Source organism: Acidovorax sp. 62, assembly GCF_002754495.1.
GTDB lineage: Bacteria > Pseudomonadota > Gammaproteobacteria > Burkholderiales > Burkholderiaceae_C > Acidovorax.
On record NZ_PEFJ01000001.1, the window covers coordinates 1757176 to 1777829 of the forward strand.

19 protein-coding genes are annotated in these 20654 nt (G+C 64.2%); 11 read left to right on the forward strand and 8 right to left on the reverse strand.

Annotation, left to right across the window (positions count from 1 at the left end):
- Window position 1: 1 nt before the first annotated feature.
- Window positions 2-592: an NADPH-dependent FMN reductase gene (gene ssuE / locus CLU86_RS07830; protein ID WP_099655568.1), complete on the reverse strand. Its 591-nt coding sequence runs from the start codon at window positions 590-592 to the stop codon at window positions 2-4.
- 183 nt (window positions 593-775) lie between these two features.
- Window positions 776-1798, reverse strand: a complete 1023-nt coding sequence (locus CLU86_RS07835; RefSeq protein ID WP_099655569.1) for a sulfate ABC transporter substrate-binding protein — start codon at window positions 1796-1798, stop codon at window positions 776-778.
- Window positions 1799-1991: 193 nt separating this feature from the next.
- Here CLU86_RS07835 and CLU86_RS07840 point away from each other — a divergent pair, with 193 nt between their 5' ends.
- The 10 genes from CLU86_RS07840 to CLU86_RS07885 all read left to right on the forward strand — a co-directional run bounded on the left by CLU86_RS07840 (window position 1992) and on the right by CLU86_RS07885 (window position 12490).
- A complete protein-coding gene (locus CLU86_RS07840) occupies window positions 1992-2264 on the forward strand; it encodes an oxidative damage protection protein (protein ID WP_099741219.1) in 273 nt (90 codons plus the stop codon).
- 131 nt (window positions 2265-2395) lie between these two features.
- A complete protein-coding gene (mnmC, locus tag CLU86_RS07845) occupies window positions 2396-4366 on the forward strand; it encodes an FAD-dependent 5-carboxymethylaminomethyl-2-thiouridine(34) oxidoreductase MnmC (protein WP_099741220.1) in 1971 nt (656 codons plus the stop codon).
- A gap of 178 nt (window positions 4367-4544) precedes the next feature.
- Entirely contained in the window at window positions 4545-5348 is an 804-nt protein-coding gene (locus CLU86_RS07850) for a sulfite exporter TauE/SafE family protein (protein WP_099741221.1), read from the forward strand.
- A gap of 29 nt (window positions 5349-5377) precedes the next feature.
- Window positions 5378-7162, forward strand: coding sequence for a nitrite/sulfite reductase (locus CLU86_RS07855; RefSeq protein WP_099741222.1), 1785 nt, complete (start codon window positions 5378-5380; stop codon window positions 7160-7162).
- Window positions 7163-7360: 198 nt separating this feature from the next.
- Complete coding sequence (locus tag CLU86_RS07860; RefSeq protein ID WP_099743416.1) at window positions 7361-7750, forward strand: DUF934 domain-containing protein; 390 nt, start codon at window positions 7361-7363, stop codon at window positions 7748-7750.
- Window positions 7751-7775: 25 nt separating this feature from the next.
- Entirely contained in the window at window positions 7776-8399 is a 624-nt protein-coding gene (locus CLU86_RS07865; protein WP_055393876.1) for a phosphoadenosine phosphosulfate reductase family protein, read from the forward strand.
- 19 nt (window positions 8400-8418) lie between these two features.
- A complete protein-coding gene (gene cysD / locus CLU86_RS07870) occupies window positions 8419-9381 on the forward strand; it encodes a sulfate adenylyltransferase subunit CysD (protein ID WP_099655574.1) in 963 nt (320 codons plus the stop codon).
- Entirely contained in the window at window positions 9381-10754 is a 1374-nt protein-coding gene (locus CLU86_RS07875; RefSeq protein ID WP_099741223.1) for a sulfate adenylyltransferase subunit 1, read from the forward strand. The genes cysD and CLU86_RS07875 overlap by 1 nt, the downstream gene beginning before the upstream one ends.
- A gap of 130 nt (window positions 10755-10884) precedes the next feature.
- Window positions 10885-11214, forward strand: coding sequence for a ferredoxin FdxA (fdxA, locus tag CLU86_RS07880; protein WP_099655576.1), 330 nt, complete (start codon window positions 10885-10887; stop codon window positions 11212-11214).
- Between the two features lie 202 nt (window positions 11215-11416).
- A complete protein-coding gene (locus CLU86_RS07885) occupies window positions 11417-12490 on the forward strand; it encodes an NAD(P)/FAD-dependent oxidoreductase (protein WP_099741224.1) in 1074 nt (357 codons plus the stop codon).
- Between the two features lie 95 nt (window positions 12491-12585).
- On the opposite strand, the gene CLU86_RS07890 is transcribed toward CLU86_RS07885, so the two are convergent.
- Together CLU86_RS07890 and CLU86_RS07895 are read right to left on the reverse strand one after the other, a co-directional pair.
- Complete coding sequence (locus CLU86_RS07890; protein ID WP_099741225.1) at window positions 12586-13005, reverse strand: hypothetical protein; 420 nt, start codon at window positions 13003-13005, stop codon at window positions 12586-12588.
- A 208-nt stretch (window positions 13006-13213) separates the two neighbouring features.
- On the reverse strand, window positions 13214-13819 hold the full coding sequence (locus CLU86_RS07895; RefSeq protein ID WP_099741226.1) for a hypothetical protein: 606 nt from the start codon (window positions 13817-13819) through the stop codon (window positions 13214-13216).
- 153 nt (window positions 13820-13972) lie between these two features.
- Here CLU86_RS07895 and CLU86_RS07900 point away from each other — a divergent pair, with 153 nt between their 5' ends.
- Entirely contained in the window at window positions 13973-14992 is a 1020-nt protein-coding gene (locus tag CLU86_RS07900) for an IS110 family transposase (RefSeq protein ID WP_099741227.1), read from the forward strand.
- A gap of 656 nt (window positions 14993-15648) precedes the next feature.
- On the opposite strand, the gene CLU86_RS07905 is transcribed toward CLU86_RS07900, so the two are convergent.
- The 4 genes from CLU86_RS07905 to CLU86_RS07920 all read right to left on the reverse strand — a co-directional run bounded on the left by CLU86_RS07905 (window position 15649) and on the right by CLU86_RS07920 (window position 20647).
- On the reverse strand, window positions 15649-16602 hold the full coding sequence (locus CLU86_RS07905) for an AEC family transporter (protein ID WP_099741228.1): 954 nt from the start codon (window positions 16600-16602) through the stop codon (window positions 15649-15651).
- A 141-nt stretch (window positions 16603-16743) separates the two neighbouring features.
- Complete coding sequence (gene chrA, locus CLU86_RS07910; RefSeq protein WP_099741229.1) at window positions 16744-18066, reverse strand: chromate efflux transporter; 1323 nt, start codon at window positions 18064-18066, stop codon at window positions 16744-16746.
- A gap of 208 nt (window positions 18067-18274) precedes the next feature.
- Window positions 18275-19285 carry a tripartite tricarboxylate transporter substrate binding protein gene (locus CLU86_RS07915; protein ID WP_099741230.1) on the reverse strand — a complete coding sequence of 337 codons (1011 nt, stop codon included), beginning with the start codon at window positions 19283-19285 and terminating at the stop codon, window positions 18275-18277.
- Window positions 19286-19546: 261 nt separating this feature from the next.
- Entirely contained in the window at window positions 19547-20647 is a 1101-nt protein-coding gene (locus CLU86_RS07920) for a beta-propeller fold lactonase family protein (RefSeq protein WP_099743418.1), read from the reverse strand.
- Between the last annotated feature and the right edge of the window lie 7 nt (window positions 20648-20654).

Below are 20654 nucleotides of genomic sequence, written 5' to 3' on the forward strand. Positions count from 1 at the left end.
GTTACACGCTACATCGCACCTGCGAGAAGTGGACGGGCTCGAAGCGTCCGGCCTGGGCGGGTGTGGGCTTGAGGGTTTCGGTGATCAGCAGATTCACCGCATCGTCCAGCCGCGCAGCGATGTCGCTGTGCACGTCGTATCCGCCCTCGGGCGTCACGGTCACTTGCGAATCGGTGGCGTAGATGCCGGGCAGGATGTGCTTGGCACCCAGCGACTGCAGCACGGGCCGCAGGGCGTAATCCAGCGCCAGCATGTGGTGCGGGCTGCCACCTGTGGCCAGGGGCAGCACGGTTTTGCCCTTGAGCGCGGTCTGCGGCAGCAGGTCCAAAAACACCTTGAGCACTCCGCTGTAGGCGGCCTTGTAGACCGGGGTGGCCACCACCAGCACGCGGGCCTGGGCCACCTGGTCGGCCGCAGCCACCACGGTGGGGTGACCAAAGTCGGCCAGCAGCAGGGCCTGGGGCGAGAGGTCGCGGATGTGGATGCGGTCCACCAGGGCACCCCGGGCGTGCAGGCGCTGCGACACGGCATCCAGCAAGGCGGCAGAGCGGGAGCGCTCTGAAGGGCTGCCGGCAATCAACAAGGCGGACATATCTTTCCTTCACTACTATTTTGATAGCTGCCAGCGCTTAATAGATAAGCGCTAGAGCCTGATTTTCTTCAAAGGATGCGTTCAGGCTGTGCTCCGCCCTGCCCGCGCTGCACGGCTTGGCAGGCGGGTTCCATCCAAAGCCCTGGCATGGCCGGGGCCCGTGGTGCACGGAGGGCGGGCCGGTTACTTCTTGGTGTAGATCTGGTCGAAGCTGGCGCCGTCGGCAAAGTGGTCCTTGGCCGCCTTGGTCCAGCCGCCAAAGGCGTCGTCGATGGTGAACAGGTTCAGCTTGGGGAACTGCTTGGCGTACTTGGCCTTGGCCTTGTCGGAAATGGCGGGGCGGTAGAAGTTCTTGCCCGCAATGTCCTGGCCTTCTTCGGTGTAGAGGAACTTGAGATATTCCTCGGCCACGGCACGCGTGCCCTTCTTGTCCACGTTCTTGTCTACCACCGTCACGGCGGGCTCGGCCAGGATGGAGATGGAGGGCGCGATCACGTCGAACTTGGTGCCGAATTCTTTTTCGAGCAGGTAGGCCTCGTTCTCCCAGGCCACCAGCACATCGCCCTGGTTGCGCTGGGCAAACGTGATGGTGGAGCCGCGTGCGCCGGTGTCGAGCACGGGCACATTGCCATACAGCTTGGCCACGAAGTCTTTGGCCTTGGCGTCGCCGCCGTACTTGCGCTTGGCAAACTCCCACGCGGCCAGGTAGTTCCAGCGGGCGCCGCCCGAGGTCTTGGGGTTGGGCGTGATCACGCTGATGCCGGGCTTGACGAGGTCGTCCCAGTCCTTGATGCCCTTGGGGTTGCCCTGGCGCACCACCAGCACGATGGTGGAGGTGTAGGGCGAGCTGTTGTGCGGCAGGCGCTTTTGCCAGTCTTTGGTGATCCAGCCGCCGTTGGTGTGCAGCGCATCGGTGTCGCCCGCCAGCGCCAGGGTGGCCACGTCAGCGTCCAGCCCGTCGATGATGGAGCGCGCCTGCTTGCCCGAGCCGCCGTGGCTTTGCTTGATGGTCACGTCCTGGCCGGTCTTGGCCTTCCAGTATTTGGCGAACGCCTGGTTGAACTCGACATACAACTCCCGCGTGGGGTCGTACGACACATTGAGCAGCGTCACAGACTGCGCAAACGACGGCAGTGCCGTCAGGGCCAAAGCGCCTGCAAAGGCTGCGGCAAATGGAAACTTGATAAAGTCGCGGCGAAAGTTCATGGAGGGCCTCGTTTATTGGAATGCGGGGCGGTGCAAAACACCGATGAAACGCATTCTGGAAGGCCCTCTTAAAAACTGGAACTACTGAGATTTCAGTTCTTTATATCCAAATCATCTGAGGCAAGCTCAACGCCCGCACCTGCTGGCGCCTGATGCCGTCTCGATTTCACATAGACCACGACAAGGAACCACCATGGCACGCACCGTCCAATGCATCAAACTCGGCCAAGAGGCAGAAGGCCTGGACTTTCCGCCCTACCCTGGCGAGCTGGGCAAGCGCATCTGGGAAAGCGTGAGCAAGCAAGCCTGGGCCGACTGGCTCAAGCACCAGACCATGCTGGTCAACGAAAACCGCCTGAACCTGGCCGACGCCCGCGCCCGCCAATACTTGGCCCGGCAGATGGAGAATCACTTTTTCGGCGGCGGCGCAGACGCCGCGGCGGGCTACGTCCCGCCCAGCCAATGATCTAGCACAACCGCAGGCTCCCCGGCTTCCGGTACAAAGCAGCCTCAGCACGGCGCCCTTGCGGCGCCATTTCTTTTTCTGCGACGCACGCAAGGCTTGCGCGATTTCGATTTTCAGCAGCCCCTCACCCCATGTCCGAGCCCATCGACTGGTTGCCCGACGGCACCCCCTACAGCCCCCGCTTTGCCGACCGCTATCACAGTGAAAACGGCGGCCTGGACCAAGCCCGCCGGGTGTTTCTGCAAGGCTGCGGCCTGCCTGCGGCCTGGGCCGGGCAGCCCCAATGGCGGGTGCTGGAGACGGGCTTTGGCTTTGGGCTGAACTTTCTCGTCACCTGGGCCGCATGGCGGGCCGACGCGCAGCGCCCCCGCCTGCTGCACTTTGTGTCGACCGAAGCCTGGCCGGTGAGCGCCGCCGACCTGCTGCGCGCCACCACCGCCCACCCCGAGCTGGCCCCCTTGGCCGAGCAGTTGCATGCGCAGTGGTGGGGCCTGCTGCCCGGCGTGCACCGCCTGGCGTTTGACGAGGGCCGCGTGTTGCTCACCCTGTATGTGGGCGATGCGCAAGAGATGCTGCGCCAGCAGGCGCCCACGGCAGACTCGGTGTACCTCGACGGCTTCAGCCCCTCGGTCAACCCCGACATCTGGAGCGCACACACCTTGAAAGCCGTGGCGCGCTGCTGCCGCCGGGGCACACAGCTGGCCACCTGGACCATTGCCCGCGCCGTGCGCGATGCACTGGCCGAATGCGGCTTTGAAGTGCAGCGCGTGCCCGGCGTGCCCCCCAAGCGCGACAACCTGCACGCCACCTACAACCCCCACTGGGAGCCACGGGCCCGCACGGCCACCTTGCCAGATGCCGCCCCCCATGCCACCGCACAACCGCAGCATTGCTTGGTGATTGGCGGCGGCCTGGCGGGTGCCGCCACCGCCGCCAGCCTGGCCCGCCGGGGCTGGCAAGTGCAGGTGCTGGACCAAGCCAGCGAGCCCGCCGCAGGGGCATCAGGCCTGCCTGCCGGGGTGTTTGCGCCCCATGTGTCGCCCGACGACGCCGTGCTGTCGCGCCTGTCACGCAGCGGCGTGCGCACCACGCTGCAACAAGCCAGCCAGCGCCTGCAAGCCGGGCAAGACTGGGGGCCCACCGGCGTGCTGGAGCACCGCACCGACGGCAGCCCCGGCCTGCCCGCCGACTGGCAAGACGGCCCCGGTGCCGACTGGACCACCCCCGCCCCGCCCGATGCCCGCGAGCACGCGGGCCTGCCGCCCGATGCCGTGGCCTGCTGGCACGCCCAGGCGGGCTGGATACGCCCCCCCCAAATGGTGCGGGCACTGCTGCGTGAACCCGGCGTCACTTGGCAAGGCCAATGCCAGGTGGCCAGCCTGCGGGCAATGCCTGCAGCGGGCGGAGCAGACTCCACCGCTGCATTCACCACATGGCAGGCCCTGGATGCCCAAGGCCAGGTGCTGGCGCAAGCCCCTGTGGTGGTGATTGCCGCAGGCGCTGGCAGCCCCACCCTGCTGACCGACCGCTGGCCCCTGCAGCCCGTGCGCGGCCAGGTGTCGTGGGGGCGCTATGCCGCCCACCTGCCGCCGCCCGCGCCCTTTCCGGCCAACGGGCATGGCAACGTGGTGCCGTCTTTTGGGTTGCGCAACAACGATGAATCGGCAGGCGAAGCCTTTGAGCGTGGCTGGATCATGGGCTCGACCTTCGAGCGCAATGTGACGGAGCTGCCCGCCAGCGCCGCCGACCAGCAGGCGGCGCACGCGTCACACTGGGACAAGTTGCAAACCCTGCTACCCACGGCCGCACGTCAGTTGGCTCCGCGCTTTGAGGCCCGTCTGGCCCACGCCGCAGAGACCACCGACACGCCGCCCGCCGTAGAACACTGGGCCGCCGTGCGCTGCACCGCCCCAGACCGCCTGCCCATCGTGGGGCCTGTGGACGCACAGGCACTGCCCGGCCTGTGGGTGTGCGCCGCCATGGGCGCACGCGGGCTGACGCTGGCCCTGCTGTGCGGCGAGCTGCTGGCCGCCCGCCTCAATGCCGAGCCTTTGCCGCTGGACGCCAAGCTGGCGCGGGCGCTGTCGAGCGAGCGGATGTGAGGGCGCGACAAGCGCCTGCGCAAAGCGAGACATGAGGTGGCGTAAGCCGCCCGCCACAGTGCACCGTCTCAAAAATCGGGCGCAAAGCCCCTCCAATCCTTGCTTATATAAATATTTGCATATTGGCAGAGCAAAACAATAGTTTGCATCCATAAGCCGCCCCTCTACATTCGCGGCCATGCATGAATTGGCGTTTGTCTTTGCGGGGTTTGCAGTGGGCCTGATCGTCGGGCTCACGGGTGTGGGCGGCGGCTCGCTGATGACACCCATCCTGATCTTCTTCTTTGGCATCAAGCCCCACATGGCCGTGGGCACCGACCTGCTGTTTGCCGCTTTCACCAAGATGGGCGGCACCGTGAGCCTGGCCCGCCAGCGGCTGGTGCCCTGGAAAGTGGTGGGCCAACTGTGCGCAGGCAGCATTCCGGCCGCACTGCTGGCGCTGTGGGCTTTGCAGGTGCTGGGCCCCGCCAGCGGCACGGCCCAGCGCATCATGACCACCACCTTGGGCTTTGCCCTGCTGCTGACGGCTGCGGCCACGCTCTACAAGGCCGTGGCCTTTTCTGCCCAGCGCCAGGCGGCCGAGGCAGCCGCCCGCAAAAACCATGTCGGCGACCCCACACGCCCTCGCCACTGGAGCCTGCCCATCCTGATGGGCGCCGTGATCGGCACGCTGGTCACCTTTACCTCGGTGGGCGCGGGCGCCATTGGCGTCACCGTGCTGCTGCTGGTCTACCCCATGCTGCCCTTGCCGCGCATCATTGGCGCCGACATCGCCTACGCCGTGCCATTGACCCTCGTGGCCGGTCTGGGACACGCATCGCTGGGCTCGGTCGATTGGCCTTTGCTTGCACAATTGCTGGCTGGCTCGCTGCCGGGCATCTGGCTGGGCTCCCGCCTGGTCACCCGCACACCTGAGCGGCTGATTCGCTCTGCCCTCTCGCTGTTGCTCGCCTGGGCGGGCTTCAAACTGATCTTGATTTGAGTTGCACGCACTGAACTGCACTGACCACGATGTACCAATACACAGAATTCGACCAACAATTTGTGCAGCAGCGGGCACGGCAATTCCGTGACCAGCTCACGCGCTGGCAAACCGGCAAGCTGTCGGAAGACAACTTCCGCCCACTGCGCCTGCAAAACGGCTGGTATGTGCAGCGCTACGCGCCCATGCTGCGCGTGGCCGTGCCCTACGGCGAAATCGCCAGCCGCCAGCTGCGCGTGCTGGCCCAAATTGCCCGCGAATACGACGAACCCGAAGCCGCCGTCTTCAAGGCCGCCATTGAAGGCCAGGGCAAGCTGGGCACCACGTTCTTGCCCAAGAACTGCGCCCACTTCACCACCCGCACCAATGTGCAGTTCAACTGGATTCCGCTGTCCAAAAGCGCGGACGTGATGGACCTGCTGGCCAGCGTGCAACTGCACGGCATCCAGACCAGCGGCAACTGCATTCGCAACACCACCACCGACGCCCTGGCAGGCATTGCCGTGGATGAGATCGTGGACCCGCGTCCCTATGCGGAAATCATCCGCCAGTGGACCACGCTGCACCCCGAGTTCGCCTTCCTGCCCCGCAAGTTCAAGATCGCCATCAGCGGCGCCAAGGACGACCGCGCTGCCACCGGCTGGCACGACGTGGGCCTGCACCTGCTCAAGAACGACGCTGGCGAGATCGGCTTCAAGGTGTTTGTGGGCGGCGGCATGGGCCGCACGCCAGTGATTGGTACCGTGATCCGCGAGTTCCTGCCCTGGAACCAGATCATGAATTACATCGAGGCCATCGTGCGCGTGTACAACGAGCACGGCCGCCGCGACAACAAGTACAAGGCCCGCATCAAGATTTTGGTCAAGGCCGAAGGCCAGCAGTACATCGACGATGTGGAAGAAGAGTACCGCCAGATCCTGGAGATCGACGGTGGCCCGCACACCATTCCGCAGGCCGAGTTTGACCGCGTGGCCTCCTGCTTTGTGACACCGAAGCTGGCCGACATTGCCGACGTGCCTCCCGCAGCCTTGCAGGCCTCGCTGGACGCGCAGGCGGCAGAGCATGTGATGTTTGGCCGCTGGCTGCAGCGCAACGTGCACGCACACCAAAACCCGCAACTGCGCGCCGTCACGCTGTCGTTCAAGCGCCCCGGCCAGTCGCCCGGCGACGCCACCAGCGAACAACTCATCGCGCTGGCCGATCTGGTGGACAAATACTCCGCTGGCGAAGCCCGCGTGACGCACGACCAGAACGTGCTGCTGCCCTGGGTGCATGCCAGCCGCCTGTTCGCGCTGTGGCAAGAGGCCAAGGCCCTGGGCCTGGCCAGCGCCAACGTGCAGCTGCTCACCGACATGATCGCCTGCCCCGGTGGCGACTTCTGCGCGCTGGCCAATGCCCGCTCGCTGCCCATTGCCGAGGCCATCACCCAGCGCTACCAAGACCTGGACGAGCTGGACGACATCGGCGAGATCGACCTGCACATCAGCGGCTGCATCAACAGCTGCGGCCACCACCACAGCGGCCACATCGGCATCCTGGGTGTGGATAAGGACGGCAAGGAGTGGTACCAGGTCACGCTGGGCGGCTCCGATGGTTCGGACCTGTCGGGCGCTGCCGTCGCAGGCAAGGTGATTGGCCCCTCGTTCTCGGCGGCCGAAGTGCCCGACGTGATCGAGGCCGTGCTCGGCACCTACCGCGACCTGCGAGAAAGCGGCGAGACCTTCCAGAACACCGTGCGCCGCACCGGCCTGGACCCGTTCAAGGAAGCCGCAAAGCTCGCCCGCCACAAAGACGAAACCCTGGCCACGGCCTAAGAGGCTGAGAGTCTTTTTCCTATGCCCGCCTTGCACGCCAAAACACCGCTGCTCGTCGTTGCAAATGCGCGCCATAGCCCGAGCTATGGCTGTGCTTTGCGCCTCGATCAGCGGCGTTTTGACGCACCTTTCGGGCTCTCGCAAAAAACTCCCAGCCTCTGAAGCCGCCCTGCCACCGAAATCCGAACGATGATGAACCTGAAACTTCTCGCATCCCACGAACACCAGCCCCCGGCGGAAGGCGACGCCCGCGTGGTGGCGCTGGCCAACGATGCCGACGCCACAGCCCTGCCGCTCGATGGCGTGGAACGTGTGGACCTGCACTTCCCCAACTTCACCGATGGCCGTGCGTTCAGCCAGGCTTTTTTGCTGCGCCGCCGCCGTGGCTTTGCGGGCGAAATCCGCGCCACAGGCGATGTGCTGATCGACCAGCTGGTGCAGATGCAGCGCACAGGCTTTAGCAGCGCCGTGCTGGCCGAGGGGGTGGATGCCGCCGATGCCCAGCGCCAGTTTGAGCTGTTCCCCGGCTTCTACCAGGGCGACGCCGTGAACCCCCAGCCGCTGTTTGCCCACCGCACCGCCGCCTGAGAACCCAACCGCAAAGCCCCGGACCATGAGCCAAATCGATCTCGCACGCATCAACGCCGACCTCGGCCGAAACGCCCCAGACCTGGTGGCCTGGGCGCTGGGGCTGGGCCAGCCCGCCATCGTCACCACCAACTTCCGCCCCTTCGAGGCAGTGATCCTGCACATGGTCACGCAGGTCAACCCTGATGTGCCCGTGGTGTGGATGGACAACGGCTACAACACCGAAGCCACCTACCGCTTTGCCGACGAGGTGACGAAGCAGCTGGGCCTGAAGCTGCAGATTTACCTGCCACGCCGCTCGCGCGCACACCGTGAAGCCGTGGAAGGCGCCACGCCCGCGCTGGACGACCCACGCCACGCAGCCTTTACGGAAGAAGTGAAGCTGGAGCCTTTTGCCCGCGCCCTGCGCGAGACCGCGCCCAAGGTGTGGTTCACGGCCCTGCGTGCCACCGACACTGCGGTGCGCGCTCAGATGGACCCCGTCAGCATCAACCCTGACGGCCTCATCAAAGTGGCGCCGCTGCTGCACTGGTCGTCCAAAGACCTGCACGAGTACTGCGTCAAACACGGCCTGCCCAACAACTTTGACTACGTGGACCCCACCAAGGGCGAAGACAACCGCGAGTGCGGTTTGCATCTGGCCCACTGACTCCACAGCAGCACCGACCATGAACGCCCGCACCGATGCAGCCCAGCTGCAAAACAACAACATGAGCTACCACCTCAACAACTCGCACCTCGACGCCCTGGAAGAAGAAACCATCTTCATCCTGCGCGAAGTCGCCGCCGCCTTCGAGCGCCCCGCCCTGCTGTTTTCGGGCGGCAAGGATTCGCTCGTCATGCTCAAGTGCGCCGAAAAGGCCTTTGGCACCAAAGCCAGTGGTGGCGGCATTCCGTACCCGCTCTTGATGATCGACACGGGCCACAACTTCACCGAAGTGACGGATTTCCGTGACTTCCGCGCCAAGGAACTCGGTGCCGAACTCATCGTGCGCAACGTCGAGGATTCGATGGCGCGCGGCACCGTGCGCCTGGCCCACCCGGGTGAGTCGCGCAACGTGCACCAGTCCGTCACGCTGCTCGAAGCGATTGAAGAATTCCGCTTTGACGCGCTGATCGGCGGCGCCCGCCGCGACGAGGAAAAGGCGCGCGCCAAAGAGCGCATCTTCAGCCACCGCGACAGCTTTGGCCAATGGCAACCCAAGGCCCAGCGCCCTGAGCTGTGGACGCTGTTCAACACCCGCCTGCAGCCCGGCGAGCACTTCCGCGTGTTCCCCATCAGCAACTGGACCGAGCTCGATGTGTGGCAGTACATCGACCGCGAGCAGATCGCCCTGCCCAGCATCTACTACACGCACAAGCGCCAGGTGGTGGACCGCAAGGGCCTGCTGATGCCCGTGACCGAACTCACACCGCCACGCGACGGCGAGGTTGTGGAAACCCGCGACGTGCGCTTTCGCACCGTGGGCGACATCACCTGCACCGCACCCGTGGAGAGCACGGCGGCCACCCCAGCCGACATCGTGATCGAAACCCTGGCCGCCGACGTGAGCGAACGCGGCGCCACGCGCATGGACGACAAGACATCGGACGCTTCGATGGAGAAGCGCAAGAAGGACGGGTATTTCTGATGACCACTATCAATTCAATAGCTGCCAGCGCACAACCAGCAAGCGCTGGAGGCCAAAATAACCATATTTCCGCCCTCAAGTTCATTACCTGCGGCAGCGTGGACGATGGCAAGAGCACGCTGATCGGCCGCCTGCTGGTCGACAGCAAGGCCGTGCTGCAAGACCACCTGGCGGGCGTGCAGCGCGGTGGCGAGACCGACCTGGCGCTGCTGACCGACGGTCTGTCTGCCGAGCGCGAGCAAGGCATCACCATCGACGTGGCCTACCGCTACTTCGCCACAGAGACGCGCAAGTTCATCATTGGCGACGCGCCTGGCCATGAGCAGTACACCCGCAACATGGTCACCGCCGCCAGCAGTGCCGACGCCGCCGTGGTGCTGGTCGATGCCACCAAGCTCGACTGGCAAAACCCCGAGCTGGCCCTGCTGCCCCAAACCCGCCGCCACAGCCTGCTGGCCCACCTGCTGCGCGTTCACTCGCTGGTGTTTGCCGTGAACAAGCTCGACGCTGTGGCAGACCCGGCCCTGGCCTGGAAGCACATCCAGGGCGCGCTGGCCCGCTTTGCTCAGGCCGCAGGCATTGCCGTGCGCGCCACCGTGCCCGTGTCGGCCCTCAAGGGCTGGAATGTGGTGGACGCCAACGCAGGCTGGTGCGACTACCAAGGCCCCACGCTGCTGCAGGTGCTCGAAGCGCTGCCCAACACGCCCGCCGACACGGCGCTGCCCCTGGCATTCCCGGTGCAATGGGTCGAGAAATCCTCGTCCTCGTCGTCCGACACCTCCCAGGGCCGACGCGTGTTCTGGGGCCGTGTGGCATCGGGCAACGTAGCGCCCGGCACCCCCGTGCAAATCTTCCCCAGCGGCCAACTGGCCACGGTCGCCCAGGTGCTGGACCACGCCCGCCGCCCCAAGGACGTGCCCGCAGGCACCAGCGCCGGCATCATCCTCGACCGCGAGGTGGACGTATCGCGTGGCGACTGGATTCTGGCCGCGCCCACCGCCGCCGCAGCCCCGGCCGACGACGACTTTGGCGACACCCCAGCGGCCGTGCCCGCCTGGCCTGCCAGCCGCGAGCTGCGCACCACCGTGGCCTGGATGGACGACGAACCACTGGTCGCAGGCCGCGTGTACTGGGCGCTGCATGGCCACCGCTGGGTCAAGGCCAAGGTCAAGGCCGTAGTGCACAAGCTCAACATCAACACGCTGGCCGAAGAAGCCGCCACGCAGCTCGACCCCAACGCCATCGGCCATGTGGAGCTGCTGCTGCAAGAGGCGATTCCGGCCGCCGCTTTCGGCAAAGCCCGCGTGCTGGGCTCGCTGATCCTGGTGGACACCGCCAGCCACAAGACCGCTGGCGCGGTGCTGGTGAACTGACCCAGCGCAACAAAACCGCCTTGAAAATGCCCTGAGTCCCCCTTGCGGACTCAGGGACCCTGTTACTGATGGTGGGTGAAGGCCTTAAAATCGCGGGTTTTCACCGACCGACCCCACACAATTTCCAGCCATGACCCACGTCGTTTCCGAAAACTGCATCAAGTGCAAGTACACCGATTGTGTGGACGTTTGCCCCGTGGACTGCTTCCGCGAAGGCCCGAACATGCTTGTCATCGACCCCGATGAATGCATCGACTGCGCCGTGTGCATCCCCGAGTGCCCCGCCAACGCCATTTTTGCCGAAGAAGACCTGCCCGCCGATCAAGTGGCCTTCATCAAGCTCAACGCCGACCTGGCCTTTGCCGACGGCTGGAAGAGCATCACCAAGCGCAAGCCCGCACTGCCCGACGCCGACCAGTGGAACGGCACGCCAGGCAAGATCGCTGACCTGGTCAAGTGATTCGCAACACACCGTTCACACTGCGCTTTGGCTTGCTTCAGCGCAGCGCAGGGCTTACACAGGCCCAGCCCGAACGGTGGTTGCCCACACAGCACTGGTTGACACAGCGCAGCGGGGCGTCTTGCGCTGATTTACACGCACCCCCTCGCACACTCACTCGCTTGCGTTCCCGTTCCTGCGGTTGCATCCAGGAGCCACAGCGATGATCCAAGAAACCGATGCCGTCGTCATCGGCGCAGGCCCCGTCGGCCTGTTCCAGGTGTTTCAACTGGGCCTGCAAGGCCTGGCGGCCCACATCGTTGACGCACTGCCCTACGCGGGCGGCCAGTGCGTAGAGCTGTACGGCGACAAACCCATCTACGACATTCCGGGCGTACCCGTGTGCACCGGCCACGAGCTGGCCGCACGGCTCACCGACCAAATCGCCCCCTTCAAGCCCCATTGGCACCTGGGCACCCAGGTCGCCGCACTACAGCCGCAGCCCGACGGGCGCATCGCCGTCACCACCCAGCAAGGCACCCAGCTGCTGGCGCGCGCCGTGTTTATCGCCGCAGGCGTGGGCGCCTTCGTGCCCCGCGCCCTCAAGCTCGAAGGCATCGAGGCCTTTGCAGGCACACAGCTTTTTTACCAGCACCTGCCGCCTGCCGCCACGCTGCAAGGCCAGCGCCTGGTGGTGCACGGCGGTGACGACGCGGCCGTGGCTTGCGCCATTGCAGCCGCCAGCGCTGCCGAATCACCCGCCGCCAGCGTGCTGCTGCTACACCGCCGCGATGTATTCAACGCCCCGCCCGACCAGCTGGCACAGCTGCATGCCCTGCGCGATGCCGGGCGCATCGAAGTCGTGGTCGGCCAAATCACCGGCATCACCCGCGACACCAGCATCAACCGCGAGGGCAAGCGCATGACCGCCCTGCAAACCCTGACGCCCGAGGGCACCGAGCTGGCCGTGCCCATGGATGTGCTGGTCGTCGCCCTGGGCGTCTCCCCCCGCCTGGGCCCCATTGCAGACTGGGGCCTGGCCATGGAACGCAAACAACTGGCGGTAGACACCGCCACCTTCCGCACCAGCGTGCCCGGCATCTACGCCGTGGGCGACATCGTGACCTACCCCGGCAAGCGCAAGCTGATCGTCTGCGGCTTTCACGAAGCCACCCTGGCCGCCTTTGCGGCTGCCGAAGCCCTGAGCGGCAAGCCTGTGGTGTTGCAGTACACGACGAGCAGTACGCATTTGCATCAGTTGTTGGGGGTGGGGGCAGCTGGGATTACCAACGGCTGAAGGCGGCGAGGCGCTGCCGATCAACTCACACGAAAGCGGGTGCTCAAGGTTCGACGTAAGGGGCCTGCCGAAGGCAGGCCCCTTTGACGGAGGAGTTAGCCAGCAGCCGCCAATTCACCACTGACCTTGATCCTTTGATCGATGGAAAGCGCCGTATCGCGCTCGAACTGAACCAGAAGTGCTTGCCACTCTGTGGAGCACTCGAAGATATTGGACTCCACTATACGAGAGACCTTGCCAACCAAAACGGTGTGTGATGACCGGGCGATCGGCTGCCGAAGGCCTGTGAGTTCTTCTGGTGTTGGGGCCGCGACTGTATTGACATAACGAAGGAAGACTTCGAGCTCGACGGGCTCGCCAGCTCGAAAGACTTTGGATTGTTGACCCGACTGCGCCCATTGCTCCGGCTCCAGCGCAGAGATCCAGAGTGAGCCGCCTTGGCCGGCGAGTGTGACCTCTAGAAGGCGTTCGTAGCCGTCCGCGACGACTGTACTGATGACACCGACAACAAGCACGGCTAAGGCTGCCTCTTATGGCTAACGCCAAGTTCAGCGGCGCCGGAGCGAAGCGGAGGGTACCAACAGCGAAGCTGTTGGCGTCAGCTGCAACGCAATGTTAGGCATGGACGCGAAGGCAGGGTTGGGCAAGTTCACTCCAAGTGCGTTATGTTGGCGTGTCCAAAAAACTCTGGCAAGCGCCAGATCGTGGTTAATGTCGTGCATCTTATAAAGCGCCACTTCGATAGCTTTGAATCACTTGGTCTAACTTTCCCCCTCCGACTGAAAGCGCGTGCTTATAGGCAGTCTGCCAGAACCTCCGCTCCCCGTTCGATACACGAGATCGGCGGACATAGAGCCATAGCCTTGCAAGCTCCCCATTGTCTAGTTGGCTGAAGTCGATGATTGATGCATCTTGCGCGATTTCTGCGTCCTTAAGGGCCCTTGGGGCCAAGGTGTTGAGGTTGATTAAGCCTCGATCGGAGAAGAGGTTTTGATCAAGCCGAGACATGACATAAAGGGCGCAACCGATGTTGTGAACAATGTCGGCGCCTCGTAGACGATAGATTGCGTCTACGTGTCTTTCTCCTAAAATCATAGCGTCACGCCATTCGTCTCTAGAGAAGTCATGGAATTCTTTGCCATCGCATTCAACTGCGATTCGCGAACCATCTGACCCGGCCAATACAAAATCCAGAACAAAGCGCCCGCAAAGAGTTTCGACTTCTACCTGTGGTGCGATGGCAGCGCTTTCGCTCGCGTACTTGACGAAGTGGTACGCAAAGAGGTCTTCGATTGGGCTGTCGTATGGAGGCTCGTAAACAGCAATCATGACGCTACTCTGTATTGGATTTGGTGGGCCTAACGAATGAAAGGGACTTCCCCGTCCCGAGTGGACCGCACAGTTGCGGAATACGGCATCCAGGTGCCACGATGGGAAGTTCGATATCTCATCAACTCACTCGTTTGTTGGAAGGGGAAGTCCATGACTGACATTGTCACCATCGGAATCGATCTGGCAAAGAATGTGTTTGCTGTCCATGGCGTTGATGCCACAGGCAAGCCAAGACTTTTGCGACCCAGTGTGCCGCGCGCCAAGCTGCTCGAACTCATCGCCGCACTGCCGCCATGTCTCATCGGCATGGAAGCGTGCTCTGGCGCCCACCACTGGGCTCGAGAATTCCAGAAGTTCGGCCACACTGTGCGCCTGATGGCACCCAAGTTCGTCGCCCCCTACCGCCTGTCAGGCAAACGCGGCAAGAACGATGCGGCGGATGCAGCGGCTATCTGTGAAGCCGTGACCCGGCCCAATATGCGCTTTGTGCCCATCAAGAGTTTGGAGCAACAAGGCCAGCTCATGGTGCACCGCGCCCGCCAGGGGTTTGTCGAGCAGCGCACCGCAACGCTCAACCGAATTCGCGGCCTGCTCTCGGAGCTGGGCATCGTGCTGCCGCTCAAGGCAGCCGTCGTGCGCCGCGAAGCCTTGGCCAGCCTGGAAGATCTGCCAGGCTGGGCCAACACAGTGATCGGTGATCTGCTCAGTGAAGTCACCCGGTTGGATGAGCGCATTGCCCAATACGACCAGCACATCACCACGCTGGCACGGCACAACACTGAGGTCAAACAATTGATGCAATTGCCCGGGGTGGGACCCACAACGGCTACAGCGCTGTTGAGCACCATCGGCCATGGTCATGATTTCCAATGCGGTCGTCAACTCAGCGCCTGGCTGGGACTGACTCCAGGGCAATACAGCTCGGGCGGTAAATCGCGCCTGGGGCATATCACCAAGGCGGGAGATCCGTACTTGCGCTCTTTGCTGGTGCTGGGAGCGCGTTCGGTCTTGCAAACAGCCAAGAACCGCTCAGACCCCATCAGTCGCTGGGCTTGTGCCTTGGCTGAGCGCAGAGGTTACTGGCGTGCGGTGGTTGCGATTGCCGCCAAGAATGCCCGCATGTGCTGGGCAGTATTGAACCGAGGCGAGGCGTTTCGCTTGCCTGCATGAGACAAGTTCCACCGCGTGAAAGCTAGCGTTGATGAGCAAAGGGTAGGACCTGCGCGAGGGGTTACCGAATACATCGCGGAGGCAAGGAGTCCTCGGCTAACGAATGGGTACCTCGCGTGCGTCTTTCATCAGGGTCCGCAGGCTAAAGCCCGCTTGCATCAATGACCGTTTGTAGTTTCGCTGTCCGCATTCTTTGCACTCAGACACAGCGCCATGTTGAGTGCGGTGGTGGCAAAGTGAAGTGAATTCAAATTCCGCAATCAATCGCTGCGCGATTCATTGCGGGGGAGTATTCGTTTGACTTTTTGGGGGAAGCCCTTGTAGTAATGTAGACGGCAAAACCCGGTTGATACATCCGGTGCGTGACGATACATCTTTTGAAAAAAGTCTCGCAATCCGCATGCCTGTTGGCTTGCAAACCACGGCACTTTGCAAATAAACAGGTATAAATTTTTCATGAAACCCGGCAAGCACTACGTCGGGAAACTATATCGGGACAGTAAGCCCAACAAAACTTACCTGATTCGTGCTCTGTGCGGAGCGATCCATAAGTTTGGAATCCACAGCTGCTTCGGAGTCCTACTACCCAAGTTTGCTCAAGACAAGCACTCAATTCGCGTAGCCCTAATCCACATCGACATGCACCACCTGCCCCCTCACACCACATACCGCGTAGTCAACAAAATCACCACCGGCATGGTCACCAGCGCCAGCACCGTCGATACCGCCACGCTGGCAGTGACTGCGTCTTGCGCAACCTCGTAGCGCTGGGCAAACAAAAACACATTGGCCCCCACGGGCAGTGATGCGGCCACGATCATCACGGCCAGGGGCAGGCCTGATAGGCCCAGTGCCCAGCCCAGGGCTGCCAGCAGCAGGGGGTGAACAATGCACTTGGCCACGGCAATGCGCAGCGCGGCCTTGAAGTGATGCCCCACGGGGGTGAAGACGAGTGTGACCCCCACCAACAGCAGCGCTAACGGGCCCAGCGCTTGGCCGAGCAGTTGCAAAGGTTTATCGACCACGGCGGGCAGAACCAGCCCTGTCTGGGCAAACAACAGCCCGGCAATGATGGGCAGCGGCACCGGGTGCAATATGCCGTTGCGCACGGCCTGCAGCACCGTGCGCCACATGGGTGGGGGCGTGGCGTCGGACTGGCCCGCGTGCTCGCGGGCGGCGGCCAGTTCAAACACCACGGTGGCGGCCGTCAGCAAGATGAGGGAGTGCACCGAAATCAGCGTGAACAGCGTGACCAGCCCCGCATCGCCAAACACCAGGCCCACCAGCGGCACACCAATCATCAAGGTGTTGCTGAACGTGTTGGCCAGCGCACGGGCGGCGCCCAGGCGATTGAAGCCCTGCAGCGCCATGGTGGCGCCATACAGGGCGATGAAGGCGGCAAAGTAGATGGCCACGGGGCCAAAGTTCAGGTCTTCGATGTGCACGCTGCTCATGGTGCGAAACAGCAGTGCGGGCGACAGCACCATGAAGACGAGGTTGGACAGGTCTTTGACGGCGCTGCTGCGAATCCAGCCCTGGCGGCCCGTCAAAAAGCCGATGGCGATGAAGAGCACGACGGGGACGAGCGAGGAGATGACAGGAGAGTTCAAAGCAGCACGCGAAAGCAGAACCAATGAATGCCCGAGAACAGGGCCGCTGGGCAGAATCGCCCAAATACTACCATTTTGATAGCTGCCAGCGCTTATTCTGCAAGCGCTAGAGGCCGATTCAATACCAAAATTCAATCATATTCAACCGACCACCACGCTCTGCCAGCCCCACCCGGCCAGTGCGGTGGCCAGCACCACGGCCCAGGGTGGCACGCGCCACCAGAGCAGTGCCGCCAGGGCGATGGCGGCCAGGGCCACATCGGCAGGGCCATGCAAGGCACTGCTGGCCACGGGGTGCCACAGCGCCGCCAGCAACAGGCCCACGACAGCGGCATTCACCCCCGCCAGCAGGCCACGTGCACCGGCCTGCTGGCGCAGTTGCGCCCACCAGGGCAAGGAACCGGCCACCAGCAAAAACGCGGGCAGAAATATGCCCAAAACGGCCAGCACCGCAAAGCCCGCCCCCGCCCAGCCCGGCGCCATGGCGGCGCCCAGGAAGGCAGCAAACGTGAACAACGGCCCAGGCACCGCCTGCGCGGCACCATAGCCTGCCAAGAACGCGTCGCCCGCCACCCAGCCCGTGGGCACCACGGCCGACTGCAGCAGCGGCAGCACGACGTGGCCGCCGCCAAACACCAGCGCCCCGGCGCGGTAAAACGCGTCCAGCACGGCCCAGCCGGTAGCCGCGTTTGTTGCCGAGGTTGCAGCCGTTGCACCTGCGCTGGCCTGCGCCCACCAGGGCAGCGCCACCAGCAGGGCCGCAAACACGGCCAGCAGTGCCAGCCCTGCCCTGCGCGAATACGGCACGGCCCAGACATCATCAGCAGCCATGGCAGGCGGCACTGCTACGCCACGGCCCCAGGCCCACCACCCCACCAGGGCGGCGCCCAGCATGGCCCCCATCTGCCCCGCCACTCCGGGCTGCCACAGGGTGACGGCGCAGGCCGCGCCCATCAAGGCCACACGCCCGGCGCTGGTGCACAGGCTGCGCGCCATGCCCCACACGGCCTGGGCCACCACGGCCACCGCCACCACTTTGAGCCCCTGCACCAGCCCGGCAGGCCAGCCCGCCCCGGCCGACGAGAACCCCAGCCCCAGCGCCGCCAGCACCAAGGCCGAGGGCAGCGTAAAGCCCACCCAGGCTGCCAGCGCCCCGAGCCAGCCACTGCGCATCAAGCCCAGCGCCATGCCCACCTGGCTGCTGGCCGGGCCGGGCAAGAACTGGCACAGTGCCACCAGATCGGCATAGCTGTGCTCATCCAGCCAGCGGCGGCGCACCACCAATTCGTCGCGAAAGTAGCCCAGGTGCGCCACCGGCCCGCCAAACGAGGTGAGCCCCAGACGCAAAAACACCCACAGCACAGCCCAGGGGCTGGAGGCAGTGGGTGGAGAAAGCGGTGCCTGAAGCGGCTCAGGAGGCAGACCGTGGGGCGGTGTTTGGTGCGGTGGCTGAGGGGATGTCATGCAGGGTGGGACGTTGATACAGATTCGCGCTCCGCTCGTCCGAGTCCACACCGTTCGGGCTGAGCCCTTCGACAGGCTCAGGACCGGCTTGTCGAAGCCTTGCGCAGCGCTTCAACAAGCTCAGCATGAACGGTTTGGTGTTTTTGAGAGCCCTCGGGAAGAGAAAGCACACAGGGCGCCTACTCTGCCACACCCCACCTGCCCTGGGTCAATCGACCTTGATGTTGGCCGCCTTGATCACCTGGGCCCACTTGTCCACCTCGGCCTTTTGAAAGGCAGAAATCTGCGCCACGCTCAAGTCAGCAGGCTCCATGCCGAAGCCGGTCAAGCGCTTTTGCATGTCGGGCTGGGCCAGGATCTTGCGGATTTCGTCGTGCAAACGCGTCACCACCGGCGTGGGGGTGCCTGCGGGCACAAAGATGGCTTGCCAGGATTGCACCTGAAAATCCTTGAGCTCGGCCACGCCCGACTCGGCCACGGTGGGCACATCAGGCATGGAGGCCAGGCGCTTGGGCGATGTCACGGCAATGGCGCGCAGCTTGCCGCTTTGGATGTGCGGCGAAGCCACCACGGTGGTGTCAAACATCATGTCCACCTGCCCGCTGATCACGTCCTGAATGGCCGGGCCGCTGCCCTTGTAGGGCACATGGGTGAACTTGACGCCCGACTTGTAGCCCAGCAGCTCCACCGCCAAATGCTGCGAACTTCCCGTGCCTGCGGATGCCGACGACAGCCCGCCCTCTTTGACGCGCGCGGCGGCCAGCACGTCTTTGATGGTTTTGTGGGGGCTGTTGGCGGCCACCACCAGCACCACAGGGTTGGTGCCGATCAGCGTGACGGGGCTGAACGACTTGATGGGGTCGTAGCCCAGCTTGGGGTACAGGCTGATGTTGATGGCATGTGAGCTGACGGTGCCGCCCAGCAACGTGTAGCCGTCAGGGGCCGAGCGCGCTGCGGCCTCCGAGCCAATGCTGCCTGCGGCCCCACCCTTGTTCTCCACCACCACGGTGGTGCCCAGCGCCGTGCCCAGCTGCTGGCCGATCAGGCGCGCCAGCGTGTCGGTGGTGCCCCCTGCAGCAAACGGCACCATGTAGCTGATGGCCTTGCCCGTGGGCCAAGTGCCCTGGGCCGCCACGGGGACGGCCAGCAGGGTGCTGGCTGCGGCGATGGCGGTGAAGGCTGCGAGGGTGGACCTGTGGACAAAGGTTCGGCGTTGCATTGGGGCTCCTGGCTCTGAATGGACGGATGGATGAAATAGCTGTAGGGGTCTGCAAGCCCCGAGTGTCCTGAGTTGGAGATTCGTTTCATAAAGATGCCGAGAATCGCCGCCATGCTGCGTTGCAAATCCTCGCGATAGCTACGCCTATCGCTGCGGTTTGCGCCTTGCCTGACGACGATTTCGACCTCTTTATTTCATCAACGAACTTCCAACTCAGGACACTAGCGATACGCGTTGCCAGGGCTTGCAGTCAATACGACATCAAGGCAAATCGACGATCTCGACCCAGTTCGGGTTCTTGCCCACAGGCACGCGGGTGGGTGTGCCAGGCACGCCGGTGGCGGGGTCAATCGGGTGCACCGAGACGCTGTGCGACTCTTGCCCTGCTGCGATGAGGAAGCGGCCGGAGGAATCCACCGCAAAGCCGCGTGGTGACTTCTCGGTAGGCACCTGGCCCAGGGGCTGCAGCTGGCCCGTGGCCGGGTCGACCTTGAAGCTGCTCAGGGTGCTGGAGGTGCGCTCGGACGCATACAGCGTGCGCCCGTCGGGCGACAGGTGCACATCGGCAGCCCAGGGCTTGCCGGTAAAGCCTGCGGGCAAGGTGGTGGTGCGCTGCACTTGGCGCAGGGTGCCGCGCTCTTTGTCGTAGGCCATCACGTTCAGGGCTGCGTCCAGCTCGTTGAGCACGTACATGGTGGTCTGGGCGCGGTTCCACACGAAGTGGCGGGGACCGGACTTTTCAGGCGCCACGGTGGTCAGCGCACTCTCGTGGGCCGTCAGGCGGCCGGTCTCGGCGTCAAACCGCCAGGCCGACAGGTTGTCACCGCCCAAGCTGGTGGCAAACACATGGCGGTTGCTGGCGTCTGCGTGGATGGCGTGGGCGTTGGGCGCGGTTGGAATCAACTGGTGCACCGCCCCCACCGCGCCGTCTTTGCCAATGCTGTTCACGGTGATTTTGTGCCCCGGGTACGACGCGGCAAACAGCCAGCGGCCGGTGGCGTCGGTGTCGATATTGGCCATGCTGTCGGCCAGCGCGGCCTCGCCCAACTTGCGCAGCTTGCCGCTGGCGGGGTCGATGGCCAGGCTCACCACCCGAAACGGCTGCGAGCGCAGGGCCACGTACAGCACGCGCTTGTCCGGGCTCACGGCCATGGGCATGGCGGTGCCGCCCAGGGGCACGGTTTCGACCGGCTTGAGGGTGCCCGCGCTGCGGTCCAGCTCCAGCACCGACAGGTCCTGGCTGTCTGCATTGGAGACATACACCCAGGTCGCGGCCGATGCCGCTGAAGAGGCTGCCAGGCACACCAGACCGGCCGCCAAGGGCGTTGTCCAGCGAATGCTGCGTTGTGGGGTAGAGGCCATCGTTGCG

What these genes read in the sequence shown, in the direction of transcription:
- ssuE (WP_099655568.1), bottom strand. Translation starts at nt 592, where the DNA reads ATGTCCGCCTTGTTGATTGCCGGCAGCCCTTCAGAGCGCTCCCGCTCT.
- CLU86_RS07835 (WP_099655569.1), bottom strand. Translation starts at nt 1,798, where the DNA reads ATGAACTTTCGCCGCGACTTTATCAAGTTTCCATTTGCCGCAGCCTTT.
- CLU86_RS07840 (WP_099741219.1), top strand. Translation starts at nt 1,992, where the DNA reads ATGGCACGCACCGTCCAATGCATCAAACTCGGCCAAGAGGCAGAAGGC.
- mnmC (WP_099741220.1), top strand. Translation starts at nt 2,396, where the DNA reads ATGTCCGAGCCCATCGACTGGTTGCCCGACGGCACCCCCTACAGCCCC.
- CLU86_RS07850 (WP_099741221.1), top strand. Translation starts at nt 4,545, where the DNA reads ATGCATGAATTGGCGTTTGTCTTTGCGGGGTTTGCAGTGGGCCTGATC.
- CLU86_RS07855 (WP_099741222.1), top strand. Translation starts at nt 5,378, where the DNA reads ATGTACCAATACACAGAATTCGACCAACAATTTGTGCAGCAGCGGGCA.
- CLU86_RS07865 (WP_055393876.1), top strand. Translation starts at nt 7,776, where the DNA reads ATGAGCCAAATCGATCTCGCACGCATCAACGCCGACCTCGGCCGAAAC.
- cysD (WP_099655574.1), top strand. Translation starts at nt 8,419, where the DNA reads ATGAACGCCCGCACCGATGCAGCCCAGCTGCAAAACAACAACATGAGC.
- CLU86_RS07875 (WP_099741223.1), top strand. Translation starts at nt 9,381, where the DNA reads ATGACCACTATCAATTCAATAGCTGCCAGCGCACAACCAGCAAGCGCT.
- fdxA (WP_099655576.1), top strand. Translation starts at nt 10,885, where the DNA reads ATGACCCACGTCGTTTCCGAAAACTGCATCAAGTGCAAGTACACCGAT.
- CLU86_RS07885 (WP_099741224.1), top strand. Translation starts at nt 11,417, where the DNA reads ATGATCCAAGAAACCGATGCCGTCGTCATCGGCGCAGGCCCCGTCGGC.
- CLU86_RS07895 (WP_099741226.1), bottom strand. Translation starts at nt 13,819, where the DNA reads ATGATTGCTGTTTACGAGCCTCCATACGACAGCCCAATCGAAGACCTC.
- CLU86_RS07900 (WP_099741227.1), top strand. Translation starts at nt 13,973, where the DNA reads ATGACTGACATTGTCACCATCGGAATCGATCTGGCAAAGAATGTGTTT.
- chrA (WP_099741229.1), bottom strand. Translation starts at nt 18,066, where the DNA reads ATGACATCCCCTCAGCCACCGCACCAAACACCGCCCCACGGTCTGCCT.
- CLU86_RS07915 (WP_099741230.1), bottom strand. Translation starts at nt 19,285, where the DNA reads ATGCAACGCCGAACCTTTGTCCACAGGTCCACCCTCGCAGCCTTCACC.
- CLU86_RS07920 (WP_099743418.1), bottom strand. Translation starts at nt 20,647, where the DNA reads ATGGCCTCTACCCCACAACGCAGCATTCGCTGGACAACGCCCTTGGCG.